Raw genomic sequence first — 22,801 nt, 5'->3', positions numbered from 1 at the left:
GCCTCTCTTTATTGAGAAGCGCTTATGCGGTTTCTGTAGCTAGCTCACCATAGCCTAATAGTTCTAGTTGACGTTTAACTTCCGGCTTCAATGTAGCTGGTACGTCAGCGTAACTGATTTCTTCATCAATAATAAATGTTACATAAATCACTGCAATACGTGGGAACATCTTATCACCTCCTTTCAAAAGAAAAAGAGCGACTGACAAGAAGAGATGGACGAGTTTATTCCTCATCTTCTTTCAGCAGCTCCTTCACTTTATCTTGGATGCTCTGTGGAACATCGGTGATTTGAATATCACCGTCTTTTATGGCATTTACATAGACCTTTACAACTGACACCTTATTGCCCTCCCTTTTGTATTGTGTCCAGCGTTTCGTACAGTTCCATAATGGCAAACCCATTATCTTTGTTCCGCTGTTTTTCACGAGCGAGGTCTTGTTCAAGTTGTTGTATGATTTCATCCTTTTGTGCATTACTAAGTTTCAAAGCGGCTAAATCTTGCCCCATCTTAACTAAAGGTGCCTTTTCTTCCGCTCGCTCTTTTTCGATTTGCGATAGTGGTTTTTCATTGATGATGATCAATCGAACGCACCCCCGAATCCATTCACAATAACTTGGCTGGTCGCTGTCCCTTTTTCAAATACAAACCGTATGTCAACGCCCCATTGTTCGGCGGTCTTCTCCGTATTCGTAAAAAGAAAACCGCGATTAAAGCGAACATGATTCGTTATGTCCTCCCAAGCAGGAGAGGCGTCAAAGGCATTGTTACACGCTTCTATCTTCATTGTTGCCCCGTTCGGTACCACTGCATCAAGGGTGACAACGCTTGGCGGCAATATCGGTGACAAATGGATTCTTTAGTTTGAATTCGAGCTTGGTTTCCTGCCGGACAAACGTATAGGTCCGTGATGACGTCATGCCTTTACTGTCGGTCGCCTCGATGGATAGAGTATGCTGCGCTACCGGTTGCAGTCGTATCCACATGTCATGCGGAATGGTAATCGTGTTTTCCTGTCCGGCTACGCCTGTAAAGGAGCGCATGACCTTCCCGTCGATTTTCTCGGTAACAGTAAAGGCGTCCCCTTCCGGTTCGGTCACAGTGTAGGTTTTTGATGGTATTGCCTGAATCGTTCCTAAGTCCTCATTCGTACCGGAGATAACGGGTGGACGGTTATGAATGACACGGAATTTACGTGTGACTTCTGTTGATTTTCCACCTTTATCATCTTCTGCCCAAACGGTAAGTGTATGGTCCACATTCTCGGCCAAGTCAACGGTGACTTCTGTAGTACCGTCACGTAGGCGTTTATTGCTGAAGGTTAGGTTTTTGGCAAAAGAAAGAGGCGTGCCATTGACAACGCCTGATGTGATATTACGGATGGTGCCGCTATTAATTTTGTATTTGACAGTTACAACATCACCGTTGTCGGTATCTGATGCACTACCGGTTATCGGAAGGACACTTCCTTCGGATAATATGACATTATTTTGAGTTGAAAGTGTAAGAGTAGGCACAGCGTTTAAAATCTCAAGGACTGGTCGCCAACCAATAAATGTATGCATACCACTTCCCCAACTGTAAAAACGAGCCGAATTAAAGCCGCGCATCGAACGCGTGGCACTATCTTGATCGTACTTCTCTTGACACAAAGAATATATGTCATACCAATTCCAAAAAGTGTTGTGATGGCTATTTAAATCAACAGCATCTTGTGTAGTGTCTAAATCACTTGAAGATGGTTTTGGAAGTCCAGAAAAATTACCTTCGTTTGTAATAATTCTATCCCATTCGTTGCTTATAGGGGCACCGCCAGAATATCCATCTCCACTCACCCGATAGGTCGTTCCACCTGTGAGTACACGTAGGTTGTATTGTTTACCATCTATCGTAATTGTTTTGCCAAAAATCAACCCTTGTGCGTTTAGTTCAGACCACTCTACACCAGCAAGGATATTTCTATCACAAAGCAATAATTTTTTACCATCGACCGTAGCTTCCCGCCATTGAACTTTGTAAGCATCACTTGCATCAGTATTACGTATTTCGATAGTTTGTCCGGCTGAGTATGACGGAATATCACCCTTTGCAGAAGCTCCAGGCGGTATCGAATCACCTCGCCACGGTCGAGTTGGACGCGCTTGTTTAACTCCGCCAAGATAGAGTGTACCAAGTTTAATCAAATCTCCGTTCGCCATCTATACCACCAGCCTTTTATTTACCTCGTCATACCATCCGCTGATAACTTGTACATCATTCAACGTGTCTAGGTTTTCAGTGAATATGTTATCCGTAAAATTGTTGAATAAGGCGTCTTTTACTGATTTCACATCGATTTGAAGGGCGGCTATGGCTGCTGCATGTTCGCTTAACATAAGGTGTGCGTCATAGATACCTCGTTCCCAACGGTTAGCATCCGATTCTGTTACATCATCATTGTATTTCCAATCGAGTTTAGGGTTATACGCCATCTATCGTTCCTCCTTTTACTTCAAACCGAAACGTAAACTCTAGCGCCTGCCTATCGGTTACATCGATATTTGCCGTTTTCTCCGTAATAAGTCCGCCTTGTTCGTCTAATAAACGTAATGATGTAATCTGCGTGATTCCGCGAATAGGTTCGGCGACAATCACTACGTTACTTCCGTCCTGATGTGCAGATTTTACCGGAATTGTGTGTTCGCTATTTACGACAATGGTGGAAGCTCGCATATATAAATCTCTTGCTACACGTGTTAAGTACGCTATATTCACGTTAACTCCACCTCGTTTTGATATTTCGTAAAACTCATGCCGATACGAAACTCTCCGATTCTATGATAACGACGCATATTTACGGTGGCTTTTTCTTGGATTTCCACAGATTCCTTTAAACTAGGAGCGAAGCCGAATTCCAGATGAGCCGGAAGAAGTTCGCGTAGTGTATCAACTACATCTACAAAGTTTTTCCCAATCGCTTTATCGAAGAGGAATTCTATCATCACTTCATAATCAGCAAAGCGTTCCACAACACTTATCTCTTCACCAAACCAAGCGCTTACTACCTTGCGAATCGTTTCCTTTGTTACTGTTTCAGAAAAACGTATCTTAGCAAGTACGCGTTCTCGGCGTTCCTGTAAAGGTTTGGTTTCATCAACTGGAATACCGAGTATCTTCTCCCAGTTAGCGATCCCCCATGTGGCTGTACTTGGAGAAGACTGGGCATAGACGTCGTTTGCAACTGCATTTAGTTCATCTATTTTTAGTGCGCCTGCTCGTTCGATATTCTGGGTAGAGTCATCTTCCCAATAACGAACAGGGAGCATTTTCATCATACGTTCATAAGTTTCACTCATAAAAATTCACCTCGCCTAAAACGGCTACATCTTCATTTTTCATTTCAATGTTTGCTGTGCCGCCGTTCACGGTCAGGTTTTCGTAATCGATTATATCTGTGATATCCCCTAATAGGTTTGAGATACGAGTCCAACGCACCAGCGGGTCTTTAAAAGCGAGGCTCTTTAAATATTCCTGTATAGCCGGGATGAATTGCTGGCGAATCGTTTCAATATCAGCATTGGAAGCTGGTTGTATACGCACTTCGATATTGATTAACACCTCGTTTACACCAACAACTGTCGGATCTGCACCAATAGGACAAACAGACTCAATGTATTGTTGCACATCATCGATAATACTTTGCGTTGGCGCCTTTCCGTTCTCGTCTAGTAGAACAATCTTGACTGTTCCACCACCATTCCAGACCGGATATACTCTGCATTCAGCGACACCCGGCCGGGACATAGCCCATTGTCGATAGTGTGCAGGATTCCCGGAGATCCCCGGATTACGTACCTCTTCCAAAAAGCGTTTAAGTAGCGCTTCATCCGATTCCTCGTCTACGCCTCCTACAAAAGCATCGTGCCCTATTGTATCTATCCCGGGTATATCCTCAACTAACCGTAATGAGTTTGCTGGAATATTTCCTATAGCACCCGGCGTAGTACATTCAAATGGAACATTAGCTTCTCCTGCTGAAATCGTCGCGTCTTCTGTTGATATATATTCAAGTACATCATCTATGCCTATATAACGAGCGATAGTTCCAACTGGAATAGGTGTACCTGTTTCTCCTGTAAAGTGAATAGCTCCCTTTGCTTTTATAGCGGATTTTCGGTCCACGCCAAATTCTCTAGTGCGTAATGTTAATTGCTGGGAAGCCATGGAAGAGTTGATGACACTATTGAAATAGAAATTCTCTATTATAACTTGAAGTTTATGGGATTCATTTGCAAAAGGTCGGGTTTCATCCCATACAAACTGCCCCTCTGTTTTGTCATATCGGGGATTGACATTTTCAAGCATTCCCTCATGTATTTCATCGATTTCCTGAACTTCAAAGTCAGGGATTAACACTACGTCATCCATTTCCACTTAGCGGCACCTCCATTTCGAATGATTGCTCATCGACCAGGTTTACACGGAAATGTACCGTCAATTTGTCTTCGTCTTTTTCGAATCGCCATTCCGATAAAAAAGCCACTCGCGGGTGACGGGTGGCCGATTGTTCGATATTCTCTTGAAGCTGCATACGCATATCATCAGTCATCACCCGACCAATACAAAACTCTGTTAAAGTACCATATTCAAATTCCTTTATATCTGGGTAATTAGCATAGATACTATATTGATATTTTTCCGTTAAGAGAATCTTCATCATCCACATCTTCACAGCTTCAATGTCGTTCACTTCAACCCGACGACCATTTTGAATCACAAACTGATTATTTTTAAAATCAAATAAAAAGCCTGTACCTAAATCAATATCGTATTGTTGCTCCTGCTGCACTTCTTCAAGAAACATATCCAGATTAGGCATTTCAGGTATCATTCGAACCTCACCGCCCTATCTATAACATAATAGGTTTGTTGGTCCTGAGCTGACATAAGAATAACCTCATCACCAACTTTTAATTCATCAAGATATTCAATGTCTGAATCAGATAAAGAAAACGATCCATTTGCCACATCTATATCATGTGAATGCTTATATGGTGGATCAAGTTCCTGAGAAGTAGCACCTGCATCTTTTGAGTGCGAAAGACTAGCTGACGAAGAAGTGAGCTTCAACTTTCTTTTATGCTGGAGTAAATACTCAGCAAAAACCAATTGCGTTTTATCCAGCTCAATCGCGCCTACCTTAATTTCGATATCTGGTAATGGCTTTGATACAGTGCCTATTTGTATCCCGATAAATACCGGATTATCTCGTTTTTTAATCTCTCCGGCCATCCATGTAGCTGCACGCTCTGGTGTTATTTCCTGCATCTTTTCACCCCTTAATACCGTTTCAATGTAATGTTTACTTTGTGTATCCTGTTCACTAATGTATGGTTTGTACTTGTAATAATGAACTGCCCAATAATTCCGGTCTTACCTTCACTTACTTTAAGCACTCGGCCAGAACGCACCTCGTCATGCCCTAAAATATCAAAGGTAGCTTCCTCGTTTATCCGGTTTAACTCACGCAAGGCTGACAATGCCTGACGCTTTGCATCGGACAACGTGTTTCCATCAAAGGCAATCGTCTCTTGTAACAAACCGTATTTGCCTACACTCCCAGCATCAGCCGTACTCGTATATACCTGGTCATCTTTTGTAATGACGATACTGTTACGCATTTCAGTAATGGATACGGTACGCTGAGGATTGCTGATAAACTCCAATAAATCAAACTTGCCGCTGTTGGCTGCTAACTTAACACTTACATCAAGCAGGAATGCATTTTGTCGGTCAATCACCAGCTTGCCGTTTTCCATTTGGAAACGATAGTCTTCGCCAATTTCACGCCGCGCCTGGTACAAAATATCATTCAAAATCTCACTGTACGTCTGTTCGTTGTATATCTTCTTAATCTTTGTTTTCATATCCGCAATACGCGCTGTTGGTATTTTAAACGGTGCAAGCAGTTTTTTTACACAGGCCGTTGCTGTTTCCTTCCCTTTAAACTGAATCGTTGTACGTGATTTGTTCAAATAAAAAAGAGGATCGTAACAGGTGACTTCCCGTGTCCTCTCAGTAAATATCATTTCGAATATATAGCCCATAAATACAACCTTGCTGTCGTTTATCAAGGTGACAATATCACTGGGCGCAATGCTGAATTTAATGTATGGTGTACCAGATGCAATCGGAAGTGTAAAGTCCAACCGCTGACCGAGCTCCTCCACTGAATCTGACCACGTAATCTGCCCCACAATCGACGTTAGTTCAGTTTGCACACCCTCATGTATTAAAAATAGTTGATGGGCCATGGTGCGTCACCTCATTTCCAAGCCAAATGAACGTGTGTATCATGATCACTGATATATCGTCCAGTGAATAAGTCTCTATTACGCCATATAATCTGTTTAAATAATCCAGATGCCTTCGCATCAGCGGCTAACTTATCAAGCACACGTTTTGATCCACCTACATCATAGGCCGAGTTTCTGGCATGATCGCCTGGTTGTTTCCCTTTAGCAATTTTAGCCGCCTCAATAGGGTGTGATTTAGAACGACCAGCAGAAGTTATACGTATAGAACCTTTATGTTTCGCTACATAATCACGAACCCATTTAGCGGCTACCGAATCATATCCCTTGCCCGGTCTATTTTTACTAGAAGATGATTTCTTTTCTTCTTTTGGTGGAGGTACGTACTTTTCAAACTTAGGTACCGTTGGTTTCACACGACCGGTTGCCTTCTGTACCTTCAGTTGAGGAAAAACAAACTCCGTCATCTCAAGCGTATAGTCAATATCTCCGCTACCACCTTTTACTTTAGGGGTGAAGTTATCAATAGTTACACCCATATTGATATCATAGTATGGAATCCGCAGTCGAATCGGTAGCCGTCGCTTAATCCAGCGTTGCAGCTCCTCTACTCGCTTCTTAGCCGCTACCCTTTGGCCTCCCCATCCTTCAAACCCGGCCTGTCCTGTTTTATCGAACGAATACGGGTTATCCGGGAAGAATGAAGTAATGGTAATCTTTCGTAGCTTCGATACACCAATAAGCTGTATTTCTCCATTTATCGTTTGAAAAGTTTCATTCGCCATTAGTGTTTGTGGGATATCTATCTCACTTGGCAATATCGGAATCTGCATTGTCTTTTCGCCGTTATTGATACTCAAAAAAATAGAAATCGGATTCTCCAATTTTTCACCCCCAAACTAAAAGAGGATAGCGTTAGCTATCCCATATTGTTTATCGCTGATTTAAGTTGCCTAAAGAAACGCTGGAACTCGCTGTCCGTCTGCCCGCTAGAAGCATGATAATGCACATGGACAGGCGTATGTTTCGTTGTTGTCGTGGTTGTATTGTTGTTTGTCGTTACAGCACCTGTAGCATATGAACGCACTTGCTCAGTAGGGATTGCTTGTTGCACACCGAGAATTTTCCCAGCTTGTTGCCATAGCTCAAACCCGCGACCTCGTTTATCAGGCCCTAAAGGAATGACCGCTTCCGGCCCGTCTTCTGCTACCATACCAATGTGCGGCCGGGTAAGGATGCCGCCCCAAGCGTAGGCCGTATATCCATTTGGTGCAGTTGGAACCTCTGTTGTTTCCCTTTCTCCATTTACTGTTATCCATGTTCCAAGATCCGGCATTTTAAAGTTAGAAATAGAATCAACAAGATTGTCCCATTTTTTCTGAACTCCGTCTAACCACTCAAAGAAAGGAGTGAAAAACTCATTCGCCTTTTCTTTTGCCTTATCAAAAGCATTAGATGCATCTGTCTTAAAATCCGTCCATACTTTATGTGTGGCTGGGCCAAGTTCGTTCCATGCCTTTTTCATCCCAGCTATCAATTCATCTGTTCGTTGCTCAATCCAATCCCAGTTTTCATAAACAACCATCCCTAACTCAACAACAGCAGCAATTAACAAACCCCATGGACCCGCTAATCGAAGAACCCAAGGCCCAAGGCGTAAGATATAACTGCCAATTTTCGAGAGAGTAGGCAAAATGCCTCCCAGTCCTCTAGCGCCTACAAAGGCACCAATCGCTGGAAGAGCTGCGCCGAGCAAATCAGTAAAGCCACCGAATGTATCAGTCGCCTCCCCGCCAATCGAGCCCATGATCTCTTTCCATTTTGTTTTTAACTGATTAAGAAAACCCTCATTACGCACATCCAGCTCAGTAGTATCTTCGCCAAGTTGTTTATATCCATTACTTATGTTTTTAAGGATAGGGAGGAATCCTTCACCCTGTTCCTCAAAGAGAGTTGCCATCAGTCCAGCACCGATTTCGGATTTTGCCATTTCATCATCCAGGTTTGTAAGAGTGCTCAGGATTTCGTTAATAGCCTTTTCTCCGTCTTCTCCGCCTTTGATTATTGCCTCACGCCATCCTTCGGATTTATTGGTCAGCTCATCATATTCTTTCAGCGCTTTACGATCTATGCCGAACTTTTCCATTTCCTTTTGTGCTTGCTTTGCGGCTTTTCCGCCTTCCCTAAGGGCTTTTTCCCAATCACCCGCTTTATCATGGAGCTTTTCAATCATTTCGGAGTCTAAGCCTTTTTTCGATTGAACACTCCACAAATAGTCAAGTGCGTTCATGACACCTTTATCGCCTTTTCTTATGCCCCCAATCAGATCGTTGGAAACTGCATCACCCAAGCGATCCATAACATATCGACCTTTTTGTCCACCCTCTACCATTGCGTTTAAAAAGTTATTACCAGATATGCCTGCTTTAGCGATGTTCGTACTATACTCATCTATCTGGTCAACCATTTCATTGAACATTTCAACTGGCATCTTCTGTCTTGCTTCAATGAGCATATCCAATGCCTGTTGTGGCCCTTTGACATCTGCGAATTTATCATCCAATGCACGTACCGCTGAATTTAGCTCCGTTAGATTATCAACGCCTGTTTTATTCAAGTTCGCTACATCCATAGCGTATTTCTTGGCCGCTTCACCTTGGAGCCCAAAATACTCTTGTGTGACACGTACAGACTCAAAAGCTTCTTCTTTTGTAATGCCTTGTACTTGTGCCCACGTATCCTTTGTTATGTTCGTCAGTTGTTGAGCTTGTTCTTCAGTCACTCCTAGCGCTGTTTGATACTCCCGAACCATTTGAGTAAATGAAATCAGGTCCTGCCCCGCTGTCCCTACTCCACCGGCAATATCAATTTGATGAATTTCATTTAAGGTGGAACGTAAAGATTGCGCTTCCTGCTCAACATCTTGCAGTTCCCTTCTCGCTTGTGAACCATCAACATGGGGATCGGGCACTTGCCTAATCGCATCACTCGCTTGATCAGCAGCATCTTCTAATCTTCTCATCTCGTTACGTGCGCCTGCTGTCTCGATACTATCAAGGGAGTCAGCTGCTGCGTTAATATAGTCAATGGCATCACTAGCATTATCTGCTCCTCTGGTTAGTTCTTGCAAGGCTCGAACAACATTACGTAAGGGGGTTGTTAAGTTATCACGCAATGTTAATTGTGTATTAATCACAAAGTCAGCCACCTACAACCCCCCTCTTTTCGCCATATTTTCTCTTTCAAAAATCATGCTCGCCATTAGTAGCTCCTTTTCTACATAAGGCAAGACATCAAGCTCAGTAGGTTTCCAGCCTTTTTGAATATAGTGGTGATATAGGAGGAACAATTCGTCCTCCTGGATCAGTTTTTTATTTCATCTACCAGCCGTACAGCTTCGCCTCTTTTTCTTCCGGCCAGCTTCATCATAATAGCTGCGATGTCTACTACTTCCGCTGGTGTAAAAACCTCCTGTACAATAGCCGGAGGATTTGTTTTACACCCCATTGCTTCAATTAATTCTGGGTCCTTCAGATTCGGCTCGACCACATTACGCAGTACCAACTTTTCCGTTACCTTTTGTAACACTTCCGGGTCTCTCGTTCGGGAAAATTGATATACAATCACCTGGTCATACTCCTGTAAGTCATCTGAACTTGGCGTTTTTACAGTAATCTCACCATCTAAAGACGGTACATAGACAGTAGCTGTCTTTTCCTGTACCTGCGCCTTCTTTTTGGCGATGATATCCTTGATACTTACAATCGCTCTTGCTGTTTCTTTTGTTTCCTCTGCCATATCTATCACTCCGTTTCATAGTTTTAGGGAATAAGAAAAGGCAGGCTGTTTGCCTGCCCTGCTTACGATGCTTCCAAGTCCAAAAGCGACGGTCGGAAATTGAAACCAATTTTATCTTGCATGAGTTTCTTCGGCTCAAAGGACATGATATCTAGATCGCCGTCAACTTTACACTCAGATACAATGGCGGTTTGTGTCTGGTTTGTCTCTGGATTTGTTACTTCGCCAATGATAGTAAATGTCGGGTCCTTCCGATTCTTCCACGACTCGATAAAACGCCTATATACAAACGCATCCGTCTTTAGAACTTCCATCATGCCTTTCCCGGCCCAACCTACAGCCTTTGAAAATTCGTCCCATTCCCCTACAACATCGAAGTTCTCACGCTTTACGGACACTTTCAGTTCAAACTTCTGAACATAAAACATTTCTTCGCCATCGAAGTATACCTTCCCATTGGAGCCAACATATACTTTTTCTTCTCTTTTCACTCTGTACACCCCTTTCTATATTGCAATATCGAATTTCAAGTCTTCCATGGCATCCAATACAGATAAGTTACCAGCAAGAAAGACATTGCTACCTGTATTAGCCCTTAGAATCTGCCCCTCACTCATTTCACTGGTGTCTTTCCCCATAGACTCTAAATATAGCTTTTGCGCTGGGCCATTGATACGCGCTCGGTTCTCTCCTTCACGTTCCAAGACGTTTTCGATAACGAGGACTTGGAAATATGCATTAACCACAGTAACAAACATGAGTTTGTTCTGGAAACTGTTCTCATACTTACCGATATACTCGTTTTCAAATGTCTCCCGAATGTCTTCAAGTACCATATCCAGAATCTCAACAATGCGAATTTTTGAGAACTCTCTGTGCTTCTCTGGTGTAAATGTAACAAGCGAGTTGACAGCTCGACCAATCTTCACTTTCTTGCCGTCATTGACAAGGATAAGTTGACCGCTATCAATTGCTTCATCCGGATCATCAATCTCCTGGATGGAGGCCACATCAGGGAATACATAGTAGGTTGCCGAACGTGTAAACGGTAGACCTGCAAATACAGACGCTAGACGCACACAAAATGCCTCTGTGGTCATATCTGTACCATCTTTCATTTTGATACCAGTCGTTGTGAAGTTGATAATACCTTCATGATCAGGACCAGTCGCATTCGGTAAAACAGCCTTGAAGATTTTCTTCTTGAGTGTACGCTGACCTTTTATAAATGCCACAATATCGGTCACATCGGCTGCTGTGGCTTCTGGCATCGCGAGATAATTCCAGTACATTCCTTTCAGCACTGTTAATGCCTCGGATACCGGGCCATCTGCGGCAATTGGCACCGCAATTACCTTGGACGGTGTACCATAGAATGCCTCCTTGATGTGCTTGATATTATTCGCGCTAAAGTCTGCATCCTTTACCTCATCAATGCTCTTATACTCTTTCACCGCTGTCTTGGTATCACGTAGTATGAGTGAAATAACCCCGCGCTCAGAACGTTCTATGGCGCTGGCCGCTAGTGTCCGAAAAACAATTTCAATTTGAGGAAGTCCCATGACTATCCCTCCTTAAGATTCAAATGTAGTTCCTTCATCATGTCGTATCGAGTGAAATAATCGTCTTCAAATACCAGGCTATACGCACTTACATCAAACGAAAAATGCAATGCATCGTCTATCTTCCGTGTAGTCTTATCAAAAATGCTAAGAACACGCTGACCAACGGGAAAATTCAAGCCAAAAGCATCGTTTAGGTCGTCTGTCATACTCAGGTACTCTACGTTTGTATGCTTATCCGTCATGTAGATGATTTTCACTGTGACACGCTGATATCTTCGGTGCTCTGTCTCATTCGAGTCGACGATCGGGACTAGATATACAAAAAAGCAGGGAAACTTCGCGCCCTGCTTCACTTCTTCGTCATAGCGATATTTCACCACCGGGAAGTCTTTTTTCAGTTTCAAAAGCACGGCGTCAGATAGTTCGGATAGCCTCATGCGTGCCCCTCCGTAAAATTCTTCAGCCAGTTTCGTAAATCGTCGTCAATCCACTCCTCCATTTGTTTGAGGGAAATCTCGAACATGTGGAAGCCCTCTACAAAGCCAACGTATTTACCAGCTTTGTTCTTGATGCGATGGCCGTACTCGATGTGAGGAGCGTAATGGACATTAGTCCCGACGATGATAACAAACTCATCACCTACCCGCTTTATGTTGTCAACTCGGATGCTATCACGCAAAGTACCGCCGTTCTTTTCAGCAACTGGCGTCAGTCGTTTTACATCGGCTAGATACCGAAAAGCCAGCTCTGTAAGCTTCTTCTCGACCTCTCTCGGCATCTCCTTGATAATACGTTGCAGTACCTGTTGCTCGAATAAATCCAATCCTTTGAATTCAAGTCCCATCAGGCTTTCTCCTTCCTTGTCACAGGGATTTCTAGGTGTGACGAATAAGGGAATGGCTCTCCGGCTGTAAACTCCCGAATCCATCCATTCTCTAATGTTACTGTCAACATATCCCCGGCCTGCACATCAACTTCAGGACGGCATAATATGAGGCTGTCATAAACAATGTCATTCGTGCTATCGGTTTGATTTGCATTTCTTGACACGCTCACAGACATCCTACAAGGCACCGCTACGGCCTTATCTTCCTCCCTGCGGTCTGTTGCTCCGTTTGGCTTCTCATATTCCACCCAGCCTCTTATATCCATCCTGTGGGTGTACCTGGTCGCTAAGATATCTGCCGGAGTCATCGAACACGCACCACTCGAACAACAAAACGATCCAATACGGAAATCAAACTGCCGCCTATAAGGGTGTATCCCGGTGCGGGAGCGTCACCGTAGGTAATAGTGGTATTTCCCTCCGTAATACTCTTCACAGGAGCACTCTGTGCGTCTGACGATGTGTCTGCCTTGTCCTTACGATAGAGCAACACAACATGGTCAATCAGGGCTGGCTCAAGACCTGGAGGAAGTTCTGTCCGATTTGTATAAGCCAGCATTTCTTGCTCGGTGGCCGACAGCCAATAATTCAACTTGGCATCATATGTCGTATCGTCTTCTTTGATACGGACTAACATTTTGACAGTTGCCAGTCTATCCATCGTCTTCCCTCCTACTCATCTACTTTTTCATACAAAAGCTCAAAGATACTGGCGGGCATAGTAGAACGTTTGCCATTAGCTTCAGTGATGATATAACACCCTTCTGAAAGATACAGCTTCCCTTGTGGCGTGTTTATAAATGGCAACTGCTGGACTCTAGGCAATGGTCCGTCCTTTCCAAAAGTGCCAATAAACATGCCGGAAATCGAATAACAATCAAAGCCATCCTCCATCCCTCGTTGATATCGCACTGCATCGATGAAGACGGGCTTGTTGCGATATTTTGCCACGGTAGTCCCTCCTCAAAAGAGAAGAGAGCACCCTCTTGAGCGCTCCCTATTCTTCCGTTTCTTTTTTTCTTGTCCGACGTTTTGATTCTTCCTTTGCCTGTTCTTCCTGTTCACGCTTTGCCCGTTCTTCCTGTTGTACCCGTTGCGCCCGCTGCCTACGCATACGATTAAAAGCAGCCAGTCCCATGGTAGTTCACCCCCTCTAAATCTTGTGGACGAATTTTACAACGCGGATTTTCTTGTTATCCCATACTCGAGTCCAATGTGTGCCATCAGCCAGTTCAGCGTTGGTCGGGGATTCACCCGCTATGCTTCCTTCCTCCCACTTCACACCACGAGGATGCAGCACAAAATGTTTACGGTTAATCAAATAGTTATCCCCCTGCAAGCTGTCACGGTCAGTTTCTGTCGGCACATCCGGTGTACCTTCTGCATACCCGATAGCACCAGCGCCAAACAGGTACGTTGTGAAGATACCGTTTGTATTATCAAATGGAATGCCATCGTCCACGATAATATGGAAACCACGGTATGTGGCAATAAGACGACCTGAACTGTCTTGAATAAATTGAATCAAATCTTGCTTATTCATCTCAGCGTATACACGGGAATGAACTGCAATGGCCGTTAGTGATTCATAAGCGTCACCGAGTTTGAATTGGGCGTCGATAAAGCTTTTAGCTGTGAATTTTGCTGCATCACCCGTCTCTTTACTAATATCATGCAAGTTACCACCCATGCTGGCTGCAGCAAACACACCATTCAGCGTAGCAATTAAAATACGTTGCATGTCACGCGCCCAGTAATTCGCCACTAGGTCACCAATGGCTTTCATCGGATCAGAACCAGCCAGCGCCCCTGCTAAATCATTCGTGGACCAGGCATCTCCTCGCATATGCAGGCGGGCCATGTCTTGGGATGTTGTAATTTTCTTTGTTTCCAATGGCACGGTGTCACTTAGAATTTGCGACTCACCAGTCAGGTCATTCCATTGTGGCATATGCAGGATTTTACCGCCTGCGCTTGCTAGCTTGTCTAATTCAGGATTAGTAGCAATGATTCCGCTAGAAAAGAGTGCAGATTTTTCTGTTGTTCGGTCGATAACATATGGATTGAAAAGTTCTGGTACAATGACATCACTGATTTTTGTTTTTGCTCCCATGTTGGATTCCTCCTATAATTGAATTCCGGCTTCAGCAGCCAGTTTTTTCGCTAGTTCTGGGTTATCACGCAACAAACGTCCTTGTTCTGTAAGATTGAGCGTGTCTTTTGCAAATGGATTCGGCCCTGTATACGTGCCAGAATTACCGCCCCCTACATCCCTGCGGCCCCCTGCCTTGAAGCGTTCATTCACAGCCTGCTCAATGTGCGAAGAAAAAACTTTTTCAACGGTAGCCAAAGATGAAAATGTAGCCTCTTCATCATCAGAAACAAGCATATTTACTAGCTCAAGCGGTAATTTCTTCTCATTCGCGTGCAAAATAGCCTTATTTCTGATGGATTCCAACGCCTTCTCTCGTTCCATCGCATCAAGCTTTTCCTGAAGGTCCTTAATCGCTTTTTGTTCAGGTGTTTCAGTTGGAAACTTCTTGCTTACTTCCTCGTCAACCAACTTTTGCAGGTTATTTTTCTTCCATGTCTCAATAGCTTTGGTTACGTATGAATCTTTCTCGCTCTGAAGAAACTTCTTACCTTCTTCATTACCTTCTAGAAAAGCCTTCACGTCGTCCATAGACACCGATTTAAGTCCTTTCAAGAAAGTTTGTACCTCTGCATTATCCTTGTTCTCTTCCAAAAACTTTTTGATTTCTTCAAGATTCATTGTTTATTCCTCCCTGTGCCCTCACAGTTCGCGCCTATGAGTGCAAAATAAATAAGCCTTTTATAGCGTCATGCTCAGGACGTTAATTAATTTCGAGCAATAGAAGCGTTTGCCCACATTATTGCTTGTTCAAGATTTGTCATTGCTAGTGATTTTTCGCGCGAATTCGGGCATTCCTTGTCAACCAGATACGCCAACTCCTTTGCTTTTTCACGAATGAGTGTGTATTTCTCTGGCTGCCCTTCTTTTGGCTTGTGATACTTAAAATTGTTTTCTATTTGTTGATTCATGTTTTTTCTCCTCTTTTCTTGTAAAATAAAAAAGCCCTATTCGGACTTTAACCAAGCAAAATCATTATCTTTTAAGACTTGATGCAAAATGATGCTGACACGGTTGACAAAATCCTCGTCTTGTTCTCCGAATCCAGCCTCTTCAATACAAGCATGTATCATTTCATGAATAAATGTCTGATGTTGTTTATCCATTGCCATATTTGATTTAATTCGTATCAGGGCTTTTTGATAAATGCACTCACCCATATCACCAGGATCGTTATTTAATTCCTCCGCTCTTTCGACTGCATAATTAACACCTGCAATTTTAATTTTATCCGGTAACATCATTTCACCTCTCTCTTATCAAGCGGCCAACTTCGGTAAATATTCTTTTTTCCACTGCTCATAATTCATATCAGCAGGAACACGAATCGGCTTACCCTTCGCATCCCGTGCCAGACGTAATCCCTTTGTTCCTTCAAAGTACGGAATCGTCGTGCTGCGGCAGAAAGGGTGTAACGGCGGGCAATTTACGCCTATTTGTTTGTCAGCAAGGTCAAACACCTGGTTGTCCATCTTCTGACATGTCTTACTCGTTTTCCTGTCTAGCGTGGCAAGAAACTGGTACTTCTGTATGCCTGCGCTCTCGTACGCCTTCATAGACGCCTGATTTGCCACGTAGGAGCTTTCTGTACGTACCAAGCGCACTGCATTGGCATAACTGGTTTCCATACGCTCAGCAACGGCCTTTGAGGTCTGGCGGACGTCTTTTCCTTGCTGAAAAGATTGCGTCAGTTCATCTTCAAGTACTTGTGTTAAGCGTTGTCTATCTCGCCAGATACGTTTTGAATAATTGGCACCTGACCATGGCGTTTCTAGAATGGTCTGTACGGCCTGTTTGTCTAAAACAGCGACCGTTGTTGCCATACCGAGTCCCTGCTGCACAGCGAATGTTGTTTGGTAATAGGAATCATCGGCGCTCTCTTCCAGGTGCTCCTCGAAAATTTCTTCTTGTTCCTGCTTCAGTTCGGCAATCTGCACATTGATTTGTGCCATGAGCTGCTCCATACGAGTTACACGGGCACGCGCTGACAAGGTATTTAGTTCAAGCAACAAAAGCTCGTCACCCGTCTTCTCGATTCGCTCAATGTATTCTTTGATATCCATGCGCCATTGCCTAAACTCGTTCTTGTTGAGATACACAAGTGCCTGCTGGTAGGTCATGCCGTTCTCGCTACCGTATCGCGCCAGAAACGCCGTAATTTCCCTTTCAATCTCACGCTTAGACTTACGATAAGCCCGAAAGATTTTTCTTTCAGTGGCCGTTGTTCGCTTGATGTCAGCGCCTGTAATTTCTTCCATGCGTTTATTCCAGTATTCAGGAGACGGCAGGGCTACTTTCTCATCGCTCATGCAGACTCATCCTTTGGATCATCCTCGTCTTCATCCTCTGAAGCAAATGGATACATATCTTCCATTCGCTTTGCCTTTTCTTCCCTTTCCTGTTTCATCAACCACAACTCGTCATCTGGGTTCTCGATAAAAGATAGCTGTGCCAAACGCGTTCTATCCGAAATCGTACCGACAAGCATTGAGTTTGCTTGCGCCTCGTCTAAGATATGTTTCGGGAAGGTCCGGCTGAATGCCATATCAACATCTAGATAATCTAATATGATATTTTTCTTTCTCCACGCCGATGCTAACACCTGAAACATTTCCCTGAAGCCTTTTTTCATCTTGGCCTCTGTAGTTGATGCCTTGTTTTCTAAGTTTTGCAGTTTATAGCGCAATGCAGGGCCTGTATGATTGCCGCCAAAATACCTGTCTTTGAAATTAATTCCGCCTACTACGTTCCATAAGTCCTCTTCCAAGCGGTCCAAGTGCTTCTCTATAAACTCGGTCGCCATCTCTTTTGTTAGGAACTGGGCGTTTACGCTGTTTCCATCTGGCAATTCCAGTACACCTGTCTGCTTCAGCTTTTCAAGTGCATCGTCTTCCAACCTAGCGCCCGTGATAAGCAAATAAGCGAGTCGAAATTGCTCAATCTCGCTATTTACGTCGCTGACAGTGCGGTCATATGCATCGATTAATTCCAGGGCGTTCTGTGCATCTCCCTGCCACTCATCGTTATTTGGGAAACAAAGTAATGGTACGTAATCAAACAAATGCTCTTTTGGCTCCTCTAAAAGAATGTACTCGCCTGAATTCGCGTCTTTCTCATAGAGGTAGATAAAACGGTCGTCGTAAAACTCCGCACGCTCTACAGCCTTAATCTGGCCGTCTATGAACCTGTTAATTGTGTAATAGCGTAGTGCATGTGTAACCTTTTCCCCATCTGGCGAGATAAACGCGACATCAAACGGTAGTACGCTTTTTGCCCGTTCTTTGCCTTCAGGACATACATACATCAGCAAAGCACCATAAGAGCAGATAGAAGCCATCAGGCACGTTCTCACAGCCACATCATGGAACGAGTTGCGCCGCATAAAGTCGTCAATTTCCGCCATTGCCCGCTCTCGTATTACCTCGTTGCCATTCTCTTCATCCGTGTTATACGAAAAAGACACCGGTTTCCCCATCATGTAACCGACCTTCTGGTCAATGATTAAGGAATAGGTGTCCACATTGATTTTATTATTAATTTTTGTATCTTCTAGTTCACCGAGCTTGCGTGTCATAATCGGCACTTGTTTGGCTTTATAGCGCTGGTATGCTTCTAACATTTCCATTCTTTTTGGCCGATGTTTTTCAATTAGTAGCTTAATAAGCGCCGGGTTGACTTCTGTTCCCTGCAAATCCAAAAGCAGCATGATTTCACCTCCTCTTATATCTTGATACGGTGACGCTTGAAGCCGTCGTTTGCTTTGATGGTATTCGGGGTCATCAAGTCCTCACAACCATATCGGATAGCATCAATCAAGTGATTGTCCTTATCCACTGGCACCCGTAGCACATTGCCGTATTTGTCTTCTTTCCAACGATATCTTTCAAACTCTCTTTTAGCATTTACACAACGCACATCAATAATGATTTTCTGCCGCTTTAGCCAGTCGATACCGAAATTCACACTATCTGGTCCTTTCTTAGCTGGAATGGCCCGTACACCAAATTGACAAAGCTCCTTAATGGATTTTGGCTCTGATGAATCACAGGTTACTACTTGTCTATCAATGATTTTCTTTACCTCTTCAGCCAGCAAGTCATTGGTTAGCTCCGTCATATATAACTCGTCCAGAATATAAAGCGTTTTGCGCTTGCTATCATAATGCATATGGACCAGTGCATTCGGATCGTCGGAAAAACCGAAGTCCAGACCGTTATTAAATCGGTCGAACGTCTGCCGGATTTCTGACAGGTCCTGTACTTCCCAATTTTTAAAGATAATGTTGCCAAGCGTTCCCCATTTCCCTAGAGCATAAATCGTATAATACGTATAATCCTGGTCTTTTAGGTCTTCCAATACCTTACGATAATCAGGGTCAATAAATTTATTGTCTAGATATGTTGTATGCTTGACTGTCGCATTCTCTTTCGGACTGTCAAAGTAAACCTTTTTTAGCCAATGAAAGCTTGAAATAGGGTTAAAGCTAACAATCATCTGTTTATAATTCTTGGTTCGACCACGCAAACGCAAATCGAGTTGTTGAACGTCTTCTTGCTCAAATTCGCTAGCCTCTTCAATCCATATACCTGTAATTCCATGAATGGATTTCATTTTCTCGGGGTCATCGATACCGACAAAAATAATACTGTTTCCATTCGCGCAACGAATTTCCATATTCGACTCTGTGATTTTAAATATCTTAGAGAGTCCCCATGTGCTGATTACATCACGAAACAGGGCAAATACAGAGTTTCGCATGGTTCGTGCGACCTTCCGTACAACAAGAAACTTATGTTTTTCTTCGTTAAGTAGACGATAAATGATTTTCTGAGCAGCAAACACGGATTTCCCCGAACCAGCTCCACCATAAAGAATTAGGTATCGATTATCATCATGTAAAAGCGGTAAATAAACGTCATTAAACACACTTTTTTTGATTTTGACATTAACCTTCATTGTCATCATCCTCGATAGAAACAACAATCTCAACGTCACCAGTATCCTGATCAACATTTGCTTTCGCCATATCCAAAGCGTGCTTTTCAGCGGCCCTTTTATTACGAGCTTCATCCAATTTACGCCTATGTTCATCCAAAAGGCCAGTATGTTTAGCCAACATGTCCAAAGCACGCATACGGTCATTGACTTTCACACGCTTACGTACAGTTCCACTTTCAGATATTGTCTCGCTGATTTCAGCAAGTACTGTACCGTCAATTTCTTCGCTGGGACGAATGACGATTTTCCCCTCATCCCAAGTAACGATATCGCGCAAGTCTACAAATGCAATCTTAGCTATCTGCTCAAGTACTTTATCTGCTGTTATGCCTGTGCGCTTCTCTCTGGCCTGCATAGCACTTTCAACGGCTTGCTGTACCCTAACATTACCTAACAGCCTCGGACCTTGTACATGAGCAGTATCTGGGCTGTATCCGGCGCGTATGGCTGCTTGAGTTGCATTCAGGTCGATAAGGTACTCCTGTACGAAAATATGCTGTTTTGGTGTAAGTTCATACGACTCGCCATCATCTATTTTTTTTGGAGGAGTCTGTGTTTTTAATGGCTCATTCTTCTTTGTAGTACTACGTTTTTCTTTTGTAGTACTACAATCATCATTTTGCAGTGCTGCATTCCATTTATCACGCGATTTCCATGCACTAATTGTCTTCTCTTTTTCGTTGAGAATTTCGGCGATTTTACGATTAGTGATTTCGCCTTGATGTTCTAGAAAGATTTGCTGCGCTTTAATTCTGTTTGGATTTGTTGATCTTGTCATTACATAATCACCCACCTCCAAGGCAAAATAAAAAGACACTCCTTTTTTTGAGCGTCTTCGTCTATTACTAATTCATTTGTTTCCCTCATAATATTCTTTAGCTGCTATTAACATTTCTTCATGTACATTGGTAAACCACTCTTCTGGAACAAATGCTGCCGCAGCATTGCTTGGGACATGCCCAATATATAGTTTGCCTATAGTTAGTTGTACAATGTCATCAGAATAGTTCTCAAAATTTTTAACAACTCTATTCTCAGCAAATTTCTCAGAAAGGACTCGAAACGCTTCAACAGCTTTATCCATTGTTTCATATTCAAAGGATTTACGCTTTTCTTTGAAATTAATATCTAGGGTATAAACTATTTCGTTTCTCATATTCTCACCTCCCATCAACACCATTCGACGAAAGGAGATATTTTCCTTCAACAAAAAGGACCGCTCCCCTGGAACAGCCTCTCTTATCTTTCCCTGCGTCCAGCATAACACGCCCCGATCCTCTCCCGCAAAAATCGTAATACGTGTAACACAAAGTTTCATATGACTCACAATGTAACATATGTAACACAAAAAGCCCGCCGCTATGCCGACAGGCCTTTCCTCACTTCATCTTCATACATGCCCCATGCTAGATTGCGAATCATCGACCGACGAATCCTATCGACCGTCTGACGGGTCACATCAAGCTGCTGAGCGATTTCATACATCTTCAAGCCGTCTAGTATTCCTTCGGCTACTGCACGCTCTCTCTCGTCCTGTAACGTAGCTACAGAAGCCTCTAGCTTCTTCACCTTGCGTTCATATCGTTTCATGCGCTCCCATTTCCGTAGGAGTTTTTGTGCCTCTCTATATGTTACGTCCGAATTTACGCCTTGCGCCTTCGGTAACGATGCCTCAATACCATACTGTGCCGTACCAGCTCCCAACAGACTCTCCCATACTTCTCTCGGATATTGCTTTTGGTGCTTATCCCAATCCTGTATATCCTGAATCTCTTTCGCCATCCAGTGGTAATCACGCAGATCCTGTTCCACACGTTGTATAGCTTCTAATGCCGGTTCTAATTCACACCAAGCAAGTTGTTGTTCCTGGTACGCTTCCTCTTGTGCCACCTGATGCCCTTCCCATTGGGGGCAACTCTGTACTTTGCCGATATGCATGTCATGAATACGGCACATGGCTGACTTTCCCCACTGTGAACCTGGACACTTAGCGCAAACTTCTTCCAAAAACACATGATTATTCATGACGACTCCCCCTGCTCATGGTAGAATATTCTTGACCAGTAACATTGCTACCAAAGCAGAGACTCCCTCTCCGGACCACGAATCCAGAGAGGGTGTTTTTTATTCTTTGATTATTACGCGCTCAATAAATGTCTTTCTAAGCGTTTCTACATACTGTTTATGTTCTGGATTCAGATCGCACATCGCGGTATAACCGATTTCTAAACTTCGATTCTCATCACGCAACCGTTTAACCTCATCTAGTAGTCGACGAATGTCTGTAGGAGCTTTAGCAATGAAATCTGCATTCATAAAGTCGGCCCTAGTCGCCTCGTCTTTCTCGCAAATAGTAATTCCATCTAAGGCATATACATTGATACCGTAAGGACTTCCACTAGCATCCCACGGCCCTGGCGTAGCAGCTTCCAAACGCTCCCGTATCTCTTTCAGTTCCTGGTCAGTCATTGCGTCTCACCTACCATTTCTGTAAGAGGATGCTCCCATAAATTAAGCTTCCCTTTTGCTGGAATTGGTTCATCTAGCTTTTGTATGTTAAGTAGCTCCCAAGCAAACCTTCCTTCGCTGTAGTCTCCGAACCTATACTCGTTTCCTATCACAGGATATCTACCAGCTAAATTTGCAGATTCGCCAAAGTCTCTCGTTACCTTAAAGCAATCTACAAGCTGGCAGGTTGCTAGGATAACACCTATAGGAAGGTTGCTCTCTGTATATCCATGTTTAGCAAGTACCGAACGAAACGGCTCCTGCCTACAAATGCTTTTGTCTATTTTCTTGCTTGAATGAATTGCCAGCTCTCCACGATATTTGGTGCTCCATGACCTTGTTTCAAACTTCTTCTCACCCAGAGCAATTAACGTGGCCCACGGCTGAATGATAGATATGACTTTCATTTCTCCTCATCCTCCACCTTCGAAAATCCGCCGTCGATGTTTTCCCAAACCCACTGAGCCCATTCCTCTTCGACATACTCCTCTTTTTCTTCTTCCGTCATGCCTGCCAGTTCATCTTCGTCAATTTCCACGATTTCAGTTCTTTTGCAGCCGACATATCCTGTACTGACTCGAAATTCGTATTTAGGCATTT

At 43.5% G+C, this 22,801-nt stretch carries 36 protein-coding genes; all 36 read right to left on the bottom strand.

Going from position 1 to position 22,801, the window contains the following annotated elements:
- Window positions 1-22: 22 nt before the first annotated feature.
- The 36 genes from AF333_RS34270 to AF333_RS30520 all read right to left on the bottom strand — a co-directional run bounded on the left by AF333_RS34270 (window position 23) and on the right by AF333_RS30520 (window position 22,799).
- Window positions 23-169: a hypothetical protein gene (locus AF333_RS34270; RefSeq protein ID WP_158502395.1), complete on the bottom strand. Its 147-nt coding sequence runs from the start codon at window positions 167-169 to the stop codon at window positions 23-25.
- Window positions 170-224: 55 nt separating this feature from the next.
- On the bottom strand, window positions 225-341 hold the full coding sequence (locus AF333_RS37120; protein ID WP_254786506.1) for a CD1375 family protein: 117 nt from the start codon (window positions 339-341) through the stop codon (window positions 225-227).
- 1 nt (window position 342) lies between these two features.
- Window positions 343-585, bottom strand: a complete 243-nt coding sequence (locus tag AF333_RS30680; protein ID WP_043065770.1) for a hypothetical protein — start codon at window positions 583-585, stop codon at window positions 343-345.
- On the bottom strand, window positions 582-851 hold the full coding sequence (locus AF333_RS30675; RefSeq protein WP_235497073.1) for a hypothetical protein: 270 nt from the start codon (window positions 849-851) through the stop codon (window positions 582-584). The genes AF333_RS30680 and AF333_RS30675 overlap by 4 nt, the downstream gene beginning before the upstream one ends.
- Entirely contained in the window at window positions 814-2,199 is a 1,386-nt protein-coding gene (locus AF333_RS30670) for a hypothetical protein (protein ID WP_053432795.1), read from the bottom strand. The genes AF333_RS30675 and AF333_RS30670 overlap by 38 nt, the downstream gene beginning before the upstream one ends.
- Complete coding sequence (locus AF333_RS30665; RefSeq protein WP_043065769.1) at window positions 2,200-2,472, bottom strand: hypothetical protein; 273 nt, start codon at window positions 2,470-2,472, stop codon at window positions 2,200-2,202. It abuts the gene before it with no gap.
- Complete coding sequence (locus AF333_RS30660; RefSeq protein ID WP_043065768.1) at window positions 2,462-2,755, bottom strand: hypothetical protein; 294 nt, start codon at window positions 2,753-2,755, stop codon at window positions 2,462-2,464. Before AF333_RS30660 ends, AF333_RS30665 begins: the two co-directional genes overlap by 11 nt.
- Entirely contained in the window at window positions 2,752-3,336 is a 585-nt protein-coding gene (locus AF333_RS30655; protein ID WP_052812036.1) for a putative phage tail protein, read from the bottom strand. The genes AF333_RS30660 and AF333_RS30655 overlap by 4 nt, the downstream gene beginning before the upstream one ends.
- Complete coding sequence (locus AF333_RS30650) at window positions 3,329-4,408, bottom strand: baseplate J/gp47 family protein (protein WP_043065844.1); 1,080 nt, start codon at window positions 4,406-4,408, stop codon at window positions 3,329-3,331. The genes AF333_RS30655 and AF333_RS30650 overlap by 8 nt, the downstream gene beginning before the upstream one ends.
- Window positions 4,401-4,871: a DUF2634 domain-containing protein gene (locus AF333_RS30645; protein WP_043065767.1), complete on the bottom strand. Its 471-nt coding sequence runs from the start codon at window positions 4,869-4,871 to the stop codon at window positions 4,401-4,403. The genes AF333_RS30650 and AF333_RS30645 overlap by 8 nt, the downstream gene beginning before the upstream one ends.
- Window positions 4,868-5,308 carry a DUF2577 family protein gene (locus tag AF333_RS30640; protein ID WP_043065766.1) on the bottom strand — a complete coding sequence of 147 codons (441 nt, stop codon included), beginning with the start codon at window positions 5,306-5,308 and terminating at the stop codon, window positions 4,868-4,870. The genes AF333_RS30645 and AF333_RS30640 overlap by 4 nt, the downstream gene beginning before the upstream one ends.
- Before the next feature lie 11 nt (window positions 5,309-5,319).
- Window positions 5,320-6,294, bottom strand: coding sequence for an XkdQ/YqbQ family protein (locus AF333_RS30635; protein ID WP_043065765.1), 975 nt, complete (start codon window positions 6,292-6,294; stop codon window positions 5,320-5,322).
- An 11-nt stretch (window positions 6,295-6,305) separates the two neighbouring features.
- Window positions 6,306-7,178 carry a hypothetical protein gene (locus AF333_RS30630; protein WP_043065764.1) on the bottom strand — a complete coding sequence of 291 codons (873 nt, stop codon included), beginning with the start codon at window positions 7,176-7,178 and terminating at the stop codon, window positions 6,306-6,308.
- 35 nt (window positions 7,179-7,213) lie between these two features.
- Window positions 7,214-9,502 carry a hypothetical protein gene (locus AF333_RS30625; protein ID WP_043065763.1) on the bottom strand — a complete coding sequence of 763 codons (2,289 nt, stop codon included), beginning with the start codon at window positions 9,500-9,502 and terminating at the stop codon, window positions 7,214-7,216.
- A 155-nt stretch (window positions 9,503-9,657) separates the two neighbouring features.
- Window positions 9,658-10,092, bottom strand: coding sequence for a hypothetical protein (locus tag AF333_RS30620; RefSeq protein ID WP_043065762.1), 435 nt, complete (start codon window positions 10,090-10,092; stop codon window positions 9,658-9,660).
- Between the two features lie 62 nt (window positions 10,093-10,154).
- Window positions 10,155-10,583 (bottom strand): phage tail tube protein, encoded by a 429-nt coding sequence (locus AF333_RS30615; protein WP_043065761.1) that lies wholly within the window; start codon window positions 10,581-10,583, stop codon window positions 10,155-10,157.
- Between the two features lie 15 nt (window positions 10,584-10,598).
- Window positions 10,599-11,654, bottom strand: coding sequence for a phage tail sheath C-terminal domain-containing protein (locus tag AF333_RS30610; RefSeq protein ID WP_052812032.1), 1,056 nt, complete (start codon window positions 11,652-11,654; stop codon window positions 10,599-10,601).
- Between the two features lie 2 nt (window positions 11,655-11,656).
- Window positions 11,657-12,094, bottom strand: a complete 438-nt coding sequence (locus tag AF333_RS30605; RefSeq protein ID WP_043065759.1) for a phage tail terminator family protein — start codon at window positions 12,092-12,094, stop codon at window positions 11,657-11,659.
- Window positions 12,091-12,501: an HK97 gp10 family phage protein gene (locus AF333_RS30600; RefSeq protein WP_043065758.1), complete on the bottom strand. Its 411-nt coding sequence runs from the start codon at window positions 12,499-12,501 to the stop codon at window positions 12,091-12,093. Before AF333_RS30600 ends, AF333_RS30605 begins: the two co-directional genes overlap by 4 nt.
- Window positions 12,501-12,851, bottom strand: a complete 351-nt coding sequence (locus tag AF333_RS36590) for a hypothetical protein (RefSeq protein ID WP_043065757.1) — start codon at window positions 12,849-12,851, stop codon at window positions 12,501-12,503. The genes AF333_RS30600 and AF333_RS36590 overlap by 1 nt, the downstream gene beginning before the upstream one ends.
- On the bottom strand, window positions 12,848-13,204 hold the full coding sequence (locus tag AF333_RS30590) for a phage head-tail connector protein (protein ID WP_043065756.1): 357 nt from the start codon (window positions 13,202-13,204) through the stop codon (window positions 12,848-12,850). The genes AF333_RS36590 and AF333_RS30590 overlap by 4 nt, the downstream gene beginning before the upstream one ends.
- A gap of 11 nt (window positions 13,205-13,215) precedes the next feature.
- A complete protein-coding gene (locus AF333_RS30585; protein ID WP_043065755.1) occupies window positions 13,216-13,494 on the bottom strand; it encodes a hypothetical protein in 279 nt (92 codons plus the stop codon).
- A 46-nt stretch (window positions 13,495-13,540) separates the two neighbouring features.
- Window positions 13,541-13,681, bottom strand: a complete 141-nt coding sequence (locus AF333_RS34065; protein ID WP_158502391.1) for a hypothetical protein — start codon at window positions 13,679-13,681, stop codon at window positions 13,541-13,543.
- Window positions 13,682-13,696: 15 nt separating this feature from the next.
- Complete coding sequence (locus tag AF333_RS30580) at window positions 13,697-14,656, bottom strand: major capsid protein (RefSeq protein ID WP_043065754.1); 960 nt, start codon at window positions 14,654-14,656, stop codon at window positions 13,697-13,699.
- 12 nt (window positions 14,657-14,668) lie between these two features.
- Window positions 14,669-15,316 carry a DUF4355 domain-containing protein gene (locus AF333_RS30575; protein WP_043065753.1) on the bottom strand — a complete coding sequence of 216 codons (648 nt, stop codon included), beginning with the start codon at window positions 15,314-15,316 and terminating at the stop codon, window positions 14,669-14,671.
- Window positions 15,317-15,402: 86 nt separating this feature from the next.
- On the bottom strand, window positions 15,403-15,606 hold the full coding sequence (locus AF333_RS30570; RefSeq protein WP_043065752.1) for an Acb2/Tad1 domain-containing protein: 204 nt from the start codon (window positions 15,604-15,606) through the stop codon (window positions 15,403-15,405).
- A gap of 36 nt (window positions 15,607-15,642) precedes the next feature.
- A complete protein-coding gene (locus AF333_RS30565) occupies window positions 15,643-15,936 on the bottom strand; it encodes an ImmA/IrrE family metallo-endopeptidase (protein ID WP_235497071.1) in 294 nt (97 codons plus the stop codon).
- An 18-nt stretch (window positions 15,937-15,954) separates the two neighbouring features.
- A complete protein-coding gene (locus AF333_RS30560; protein ID WP_052812030.1) occupies window positions 15,955-17,004 on the bottom strand; it encodes a minor capsid protein in 1,050 nt (349 codons plus the stop codon).
- Entirely contained in the window at window positions 17,001-18,401 is a 1,401-nt protein-coding gene (locus tag AF333_RS30555) for a phage portal protein (protein WP_043065750.1), read from the bottom strand. Before AF333_RS30555 ends, AF333_RS30560 begins: the two co-directional genes overlap by 4 nt.
- A 14-nt stretch (window positions 18,402-18,415) precedes the next feature.
- Window positions 18,416-19,651 (bottom strand): PBSX family phage terminase large subunit, encoded by a 1,236-nt coding sequence (locus tag AF333_RS30550; protein ID WP_043065749.1) that lies wholly within the window; start codon window positions 19,649-19,651, stop codon window positions 18,416-18,418.
- Window positions 19,641-20,471 carry a terminase small subunit gene (locus AF333_RS30545; protein WP_052812026.1) on the bottom strand — a complete coding sequence of 277 codons (831 nt, stop codon included), beginning with the start codon at window positions 20,469-20,471 and terminating at the stop codon, window positions 19,641-19,643. Before AF333_RS30545 ends, AF333_RS30550 begins: the two co-directional genes overlap by 11 nt.
- Before the next feature lie 72 nt (window positions 20,472-20,543).
- On the bottom strand, window positions 20,544-20,849 hold the full coding sequence (locus AF333_RS30540) for a hypothetical protein (protein ID WP_139188921.1): 306 nt from the start codon (window positions 20,847-20,849) through the stop codon (window positions 20,544-20,546).
- Between the two features lie 203 nt (window positions 20,850-21,052).
- Window positions 21,053-21,718: a LuxR C-terminal-related transcriptional regulator gene (locus tag AF333_RS30535; protein WP_053432794.1), complete on the bottom strand. Its 666-nt coding sequence runs from the start codon at window positions 21,716-21,718 to the stop codon at window positions 21,053-21,055.
- 99 nt (window positions 21,719-21,817) lie between these two features.
- Window positions 21,818-22,162, bottom strand: coding sequence for a hypothetical protein (locus AF333_RS30530; protein WP_043065746.1), 345 nt, complete (start codon window positions 22,160-22,162; stop codon window positions 21,818-21,820).
- Window positions 22,159-22,608 (bottom strand): ASCH domain-containing protein, encoded by a 450-nt coding sequence (locus tag AF333_RS30525; protein WP_043065745.1) that lies wholly within the window; start codon window positions 22,606-22,608, stop codon window positions 22,159-22,161. The genes AF333_RS30530 and AF333_RS30525 overlap by 4 nt, the downstream gene beginning before the upstream one ends.
- Window positions 22,605-22,799 carry a DUF7167 family protein gene (locus AF333_RS30520; protein ID WP_043065744.1) on the bottom strand — a complete coding sequence of 65 codons (195 nt, stop codon included), beginning with the start codon at window positions 22,797-22,799 and terminating at the stop codon, window positions 22,605-22,607. Before AF333_RS30520 ends, AF333_RS30525 begins: the two co-directional genes overlap by 4 nt.
- Between the last annotated feature and the right edge of the window lie 2 nt (window positions 22,800-22,801).

This window comes from Aneurinibacillus migulanus (assembly GCF_001274715.1).
Lineage (GTDB): Bacteria > Bacillota > Bacilli > Aneurinibacillales > Aneurinibacillaceae > Aneurinibacillus > Aneurinibacillus migulanus.
This window is presented reverse-complemented; position numbering and strand designations above follow the sequence as displayed.

Coding starts and splice junctions, on each gene's coding strand:
- AF333_RS34270 (WP_158502395.1), bottom strand. CDS start 169: ATGTTCCCACGTATTGCAGTGATTTATGTAACATTTATTATTGATGAA.
- AF333_RS30670 (WP_053432795.1), bottom strand. CDS start 2,199: ATGGCGAACGGAGATTTGATTAAACTTGGTACACTCTATCTTGGCGGA.
- AF333_RS30665 (WP_043065769.1), bottom strand. CDS start 2,472: ATGGCGTATAACCCTAAACTCGATTGGAAATACAATGATGATGTAACA.
- AF333_RS30655 (WP_052812036.1), bottom strand. CDS start 3,336: ATGAGTGAAACTTATGAACGTATGATGAAAATGCTCCCTGTTCGTTAT.
- AF333_RS30650 (WP_043065844.1), bottom strand. CDS start 4,408: ATGGATGACGTAGTGTTAATCCCTGACTTTGAAGTTCAGGAAATCGAT.
- AF333_RS30645 (WP_043065767.1), bottom strand. CDS start 4,871: ATGATACCTGAAATGCCTAATCTGGATATGTTTCTTGAAGAAGTGCAG.
- AF333_RS30640 (WP_043065766.1), bottom strand. CDS start 5,308: ATGCAGGAAATAACACCAGAGCGTGCAGCTACATGGATGGCCGGAGAG.
- AF333_RS30635 (WP_043065765.1), bottom strand. CDS start 6,294: ATGGCCCATCAACTATTTTTAATACATGAGGGTGTGCAAACTGAACTA.
- AF333_RS30620 (WP_043065762.1), bottom strand. CDS start 10,092: ATGGCAGAGGAAACAAAAGAAACAGCAAGAGCGATTGTAAGTATCAAG.
- AF333_RS30610 (WP_052812032.1), bottom strand. CDS start 11,654: ATGGGACTTCCTCAAATTGAAATTGTTTTTCGGACACTAGCGGCCAGC.
- AF333_RS30605 (WP_043065759.1), bottom strand. CDS start 12,094: ATGAGGCTATCCGAACTATCTGACGCCGTGCTTTTGAAACTGAAAAAA.
- AF333_RS30600 (WP_043065758.1), bottom strand. CDS start 12,501: ATGGGACTTGAATTCAAAGGATTGGATTTATTCGAGCAACAGGTACTG.
- AF333_RS36590 (WP_043065757.1), bottom strand. CDS start 12,851: ATGACTCCGGCAGATATCTTAGCGACCAGGTACACCCACAGGATGGAT.
- AF333_RS30590 (WP_043065756.1), bottom strand. CDS start 13,204: ATGGATAGACTGGCAACTGTCAAAATGTTAGTCCGTATCAAAGAAGAC.
- AF333_RS34065 (WP_158502391.1), bottom strand. CDS start 13,681: ATGGGACTGGCTGCTTTTAATCGTATGCGTAGGCAGCGGGCGCAACGG.
- AF333_RS30580 (WP_043065754.1), bottom strand. CDS start 14,656: ATGGGAGCAAAAACAAAAATCAGTGATGTCATTGTACCAGAACTTTTC.
- AF333_RS30575 (WP_043065753.1), bottom strand. CDS start 15,316: ATGAATCTTGAAGAAATCAAAAAGTTTTTGGAAGAGAACAAGGATAAT.
- AF333_RS30570 (WP_043065752.1), bottom strand. CDS start 15,606: ATGAATCAACAAATAGAAAACAATTTTAAGTATCACAAGCCAAAAGAA.
- AF333_RS30565 (WP_235497071.1), bottom strand. CDS start 15,936: ATGTTACCGGATAAAATTAAAATTGCAGGTGTTAATTATGCAGTCGAA.
- AF333_RS30560 (WP_052812030.1), bottom strand. CDS start 17,004: ATGAGCGATGAGAAAGTAGCCCTGCCGTCTCCTGAATACTGGAATAAA.
- AF333_RS30555 (WP_043065750.1), bottom strand. CDS start 18,401: ATGCTGCTTTTGGATTTGCAGGGAACAGAAGTCAACCCGGCGCTTATT.
- AF333_RS30550 (WP_043065749.1), bottom strand. CDS start 19,651: ATGAAGGTTAATGTCAAAATCAAAAAAAGTGTGTTTAATGACGTTTAT.
- AF333_RS30545 (WP_052812026.1), bottom strand. CDS start 20,471: ATGACAAGATCAACAAATCCAAACAGAATTAAAGCGCAGCAAATCTTT.
- AF333_RS30540 (WP_139188921.1), bottom strand. CDS start 20,849: ATGAGAAACGAAATAGTTTATACCCTAGATATTAATTTCAAAGAAAAG.
- AF333_RS30535 (WP_053432794.1), bottom strand. CDS start 21,718: ATGAATAATCATGTGTTTTTGGAAGAAGTTTGCGCTAAGTGTCCAGGT.
- AF333_RS30530 (WP_043065746.1), bottom strand. CDS start 22,162: ATGACTGACCAGGAACTGAAAGAGATACGGGAGCGTTTGGAAGCTGCT.
- AF333_RS30525 (WP_043065745.1), bottom strand. CDS start 22,608: ATGAAAGTCATATCTATCATTCAGCCGTGGGCCACGTTAATTGCTCTG.
- AF333_RS30520 (WP_043065744.1), bottom strand. CDS start 22,799: ATGCCTAAATACGAATTTCGAGTCAGTACAGGATATGTCGGCTGCAAA.